Source organism: Exiguobacterium sp. s128 (assembly GCF_018618815.1).
In the GTDB taxonomy this organism is placed as follows: Bacteria; Bacillota; Bacilli; order Exiguobacteriales; family Exiguobacteriaceae; genus Exiguobacterium_A; species Exiguobacterium_A antarcticum.
In genome coordinates, this window is the sequence record NZ_JACSMT010000082.1 from 1 (window position 1) to 3985 (window position 3985).

Sequence of the window (3985 nt, forward strand, 5' to 3'; positions counted from 1 at the left end):
TCGGAGTTCTTCCGCATGCTGGAGTACAAGGCAGACTGGTACGGGAAGACCGTCGTGAAAGTCGGCAAGACCTTTGCTTCCAGCCAACTATGCTCCAGTTGCGGACATCAACACAAAGACGTGAAACATCTTGGTTTGCGTGAATGGACATGCCCGATTTGCGGCATCCACCACGATCGTGATGTGAACGCAGGACTGAATCTCAAACAAGAAGCAGAACGCATCTTAGCTTCTTCAACCGTCGGGACGACGGGGTTAGCCTGATCAGGTTTCGACCGTTAGGTCGGATAACTCAGGAATCCTCCACCTCTAAGCAAAGCGTAGGTGGAGGTAGTTCAACGAGTAGACTCTTCAAGAAATCGTGAAACGGGTGGTACAGGTCTTGGATTAGCCATTACGAAAGAAATAGTCGAGGCCCATAATGGGAGTATTTCCGCTGTTAATGTGGAAAACGGACTAAAGGTTGTCATCGATTTAAGGAGGATTCCGGTATGAAAACAATCGCGCTGGTGGATGATGAAAAACGAATGCTAGAATTGATCGAACTTTATCTCCAACCAACCTATAATTGCATCAAACTTAACAGTGGAAAAGACGTATTGGATTTGATTGAAACAGACGAACCAGAACTGATCATATTAGATGTCATGATGCCCGTAATGGACGGATTTGAGACATGTCGGAAGATCCGCGAGGTCTCGAATGTACCGATCATCCTGTTGACGGCTCTCCATGGAAAAGAAAAAATCGTAAAAGGATTACGCCTTGGTGCAGACGATTATATTGTTAAACCATTTGATGAGGAAGAGTTACAAGCTAGAATTCAATCCATTTTTAGGCGGACATCTGCAGAAATCGATAACAAAATTGAGTGTTCCGGTTTGGTTTGGGATGAATTATCTCATGAATTATCTTATATTGGTCGTCAAGTGAAAGTCACACCGAAGGAATTTTCTCTACTGGGTAAACTATTAAAAAATCCTGGTAGAGTGTATTCAAGAGAGGAGTTGCTCGCAAGTTTATGGTCGGCCAGTGAATGGACGGATGAGCGAACGGTAGATTCTCATGTTCGAAACTTAAGGGAAAAACTTAGAAAAATTGGTTTTCCGATTGAGAAACACCTCCAGACAGTTTGGGGAATCGGCTACAAATGGACTTCATACTAAAAAAAGCGGAGGCATGTGCCCACGCTTTTTTAGTTTCTAAAAGTGTCATTCAGCGGTTAGTTCGTCTTCTGTGACCCATTTATGATTGGTCACCTGTTTACCCGACGTCGATTCAAAATCAATCATATAAACAGTCGTCTCTTTGGCTGAATCAATCGTTGCGGTAGCCTCTTGCATGCCCTTCATATGATCCGCACTTACTTTGACTTCATCCCCAACATTATAAGGTGTTGACTTCGCTTCTACAATTTCCTCTTGGATGATCCATTTATGGTCTGTCACACGTTTTCCACCGTTTGTTGGATCATAAGAAATACTGTATGCCGTTGTATCGTATGCTCCTACGATGGTTGCTTCGGCGTCTTTCATCCCTTCCATATGGGCCTCTTTAATCATCGCCATGTCTCCAACTTTGAACTTTGGATCTTTAGCATCGTTTAACCCTTTTGGAACTTCTTTAGAACCGGACATATCCATTGTTGAATGGTCCATGCCATCCATATTTTTATCCATGTTACTATTCGACTTAGTATCGTCCCCACTGCTTCCGCATGCTGCGAGTGCTAAAGAGAGAGAAGCCACCATCGTTGTCGTTAAGAGCTTTTTGTTGAATTTCATAAAGTATCGCCTCCGGTAATGTTGTAGTGTTTGGTATACACTGTAACATTAAAATTTGCAGAAACTTTGCAGACGGTCATAAAAAAGCACATTCGAAAAATCTTTTTGTCTCATTTAATCATCATCCGCTTAACACATCATGCCATTCTGTAAAAACCACATTTTTTTCACAATCATCCTTTACAGTGAAGCTAATATCAAACAGGAAGGAATGAGTGTTATGAAAGGAAAATGGATTATCGTAATCGGAAGTGTGCTGGCATTATTGTTGATTGGCAGTATAGGTTCCTTCTTTTTTCTATCACGCATAGGTGTGGGAAATCTGAATCAGGGGGGCATGGGCTCCATGATGAATTCTTCAAATGAATCTTCAAGCGATACCATGATGGGCATGGAAAACGGCGGAATGGGGCATGCTACGAATATAAAGTTGAAGAATTCTACTGAAAAGGAGAATCCTTTAGGTTTGCCTAAAGTATTAAAACCCGATCAAGAGGATAAAGAGTCGATGCGTTACACGGTCGTCGCTCGAGAGGGAACAACACGCTTTTTTGCAAACGGTGATCAAACAAATACGTTAGGATACAACGGAAATTATTTAGGTCCTATGATTGAATTGAAAAAAGGAAAAACTGTCAGCATACGCACGATAAATCAACTTGGTGAGCCAACTACGTTTCATTGGCATGGGCTCGTCGTACCCTCACAAGTAGAAGGTGGTCCCCATCAAATCGTGAACCCTGGTGAGTCAAAAGACGTAACCTTTAAAGTAGAACAGAATGAATCGACACTTTGGTTTCATCCCCATCCAATGGGAAAAACAGCCAGTCAAGTGTATAAAGGATTGGCAGGATTGTTATATGTAAAAGAGGTCAATCTAAAAACCAATCTTCCTCAAAAATATGGTAAAAATGATATCCCCTTAATTTTACAGGATCGACAGTTTAATAAAGAGAATAGCATGAATTATGATGATATTGAAAAATCGGATGGGGCTTTAGGTGATACGTTGGTCGTGAATGGCACACTCAATCCGTATTTTGACGTAAAGTACTCTCAAATAAGAGTGAGACTGTTAAACGGATCTAATGCGCGTAACTATGTAGTGAAGTTATCAGATGGTGCAAGCTTCGAAAAAATAGCAGGTGATGGCGGTTATCTTTCCAAGCCTGAAAAAGTTCGGTCGGTTGCGCTAAGCCCAGGTGAGAGAACTGAGATTCTACTTGATTTTTCAAAACATTCAATAGGAGAACAGGTATCCCTGATAACAGATGGAGTAACGATTACCAAGTTTAAACTAAAAGAAAAGCAAGGCCGAAATTCGGAGATAACCAATGTCATTCAAAAGATGCCAAAACTGAATGATGCGGATTTAAAACCTGATCGTAGACTAACGCTTTTCGGAATGGGGAAAATGGTTGAGATAAATGGAAAAACATTTGATGAAAATCGAATTGATATTAAGGTAAAACAAAATCGGACGGAGACATGGGAAATATACAACAAAAAAGATATGATGGGTGGAATGATTCACCCATTTCATATACATGGGGTCCAGTTTGTTGTATTAGAACGAAATGGTGTGCAAACCAATAGTCAAGAGAGAGGACTTAAAGACACTGTAGCTGTTAAACCGGGAGAACGAGTTAAAATTCGAATGACATTCAAGCAAAAAGGAGTGTTCATGTATCATTGTCATATACTTGAACATGAGGAAAATGGAATGATGGGACAATTAAAAGTAGATTAATGGAGGAAGAAATTAAAGATGTCTGAAGTGACACTTGCTAACTTTCATCTTTTTTTCACAAATGGGGGAAATAACTCTTGTGTATCAAAATAAGTAAGATGGATAAAAGGAGGGAATTGCGATGGCCCATGAAAACAATGAAATCATTAAAGCCTTACAAAAATGCATAATAACATTTGACACTCCCACGGCTAAAGCCGCAAGCTCCCCCTTCGGGATGAGTGGGATTCTGAAGTGCTTATGCGAGCGCAGTCCATTTCTGTTTTGCTCAAGCCTTCAGATGAGGGGGTGCCATCACCCCTCCTGAGACAGACCCTAAAGGTTCTCAGGCTGATTGACTATTACCATCAACCACAGGTGCGTATCTAATATTCATCGCACCGACTAAATCTCTGTGCTTTTTGAATCCACATGGACAAAAATAGGTTCGATCTTTCGCTTTGTTTCTTTT

General features: G+C 41.0%; 4 protein-coding genes and 2 pseudogenes. 4 read left to right on the forward strand and 2 right to left on the reverse strand.

What is annotated here, in order from left to right; genetic code table 11:
* From KNQ13_RS15560 to KNQ13_RS15570, 3 genes and pseudogenes are all read left to right on the forward strand, one after another.
* A partial coding sequence (locus tag KNQ13_RS15560) for a zinc ribbon domain-containing protein (RefSeq protein WP_214773277.1) occupies positions 1 to 264 on the forward strand: 264 nt, incomplete at its 5' end.
* Positions 265 to 327: 63 nt separating this feature from the next.
* Positions 328 to 495: pseudogene (locus KNQ13_RS15565) on the forward strand (ATP-binding protein); the annotation flags it as partial.
* The gene (locus tag KNQ13_RS15570) at positions 492 to 1166 is read left to right on the forward strand and encodes a response regulator transcription factor (protein WP_026831294.1); all 675 of its coding nucleotides are present in this window, start codon (positions 492 to 494) and stop codon (positions 1164 to 1166) included. The pseudogene KNQ13_RS15565 and the gene KNQ13_RS15570, both read left to right, overlap by 4 nt.
* A 45-nt stretch (positions 1167 to 1211) precedes the next feature.
* Here the strand turns inward: KNQ13_RS15570 and KNQ13_RS15575 are convergent, their stop codons facing one another.
* Positions 1212 to 1784, reverse strand: coding sequence for a YdhK family protein (locus KNQ13_RS15575; RefSeq protein WP_026831295.1), 573 nt, complete (start codon positions 1782 to 1784; stop codon positions 1212 to 1214).
* Positions 1785 to 2004: 220 nt separating this feature from the next.
* Here KNQ13_RS15575 and KNQ13_RS15580 point away from each other — a divergent pair, with 220 nt between their 5' ends.
* Positions 2005 to 3534: a multicopper oxidase family protein gene (locus KNQ13_RS15580; RefSeq protein WP_026831296.1), complete on the forward strand. Its 1530-nt coding sequence runs from the start codon at positions 2005 to 2007 to the stop codon at positions 3532 to 3534.
* Positions 3535 to 3859: 325 nt separating this feature from the next.
* Here KNQ13_RS15580 and KNQ13_RS15585 read toward each other — a convergent pair.
* Positions 3860 to 3985 (reverse strand): annotated as a pseudogene (locus KNQ13_RS15585) (zinc ribbon domain-containing protein); the annotation flags it as partial.

Excerpts from the sequence above, each read along its gene's own strand:
- KNQ13_RS15570 (WP_026831294.1), top strand. The coding sequence starts at position 492 with ATGAAAACAATCGCGCTGGTGGATGATGAAAAACGAATGCTAGAATTG.
- KNQ13_RS15580 (WP_026831296.1), top strand. The coding sequence starts at position 2,005 with ATGAAAGGAAAATGGATTATCGTAATCGGAAGTGTGCTGGCATTATTG.
- KNQ13_RS15575 (WP_026831295.1), bottom strand. The coding sequence starts at position 1,784 with ATGAAATTCAACAAAAAGCTCTTAACGACAACGATGGTGGCTTCTCTC.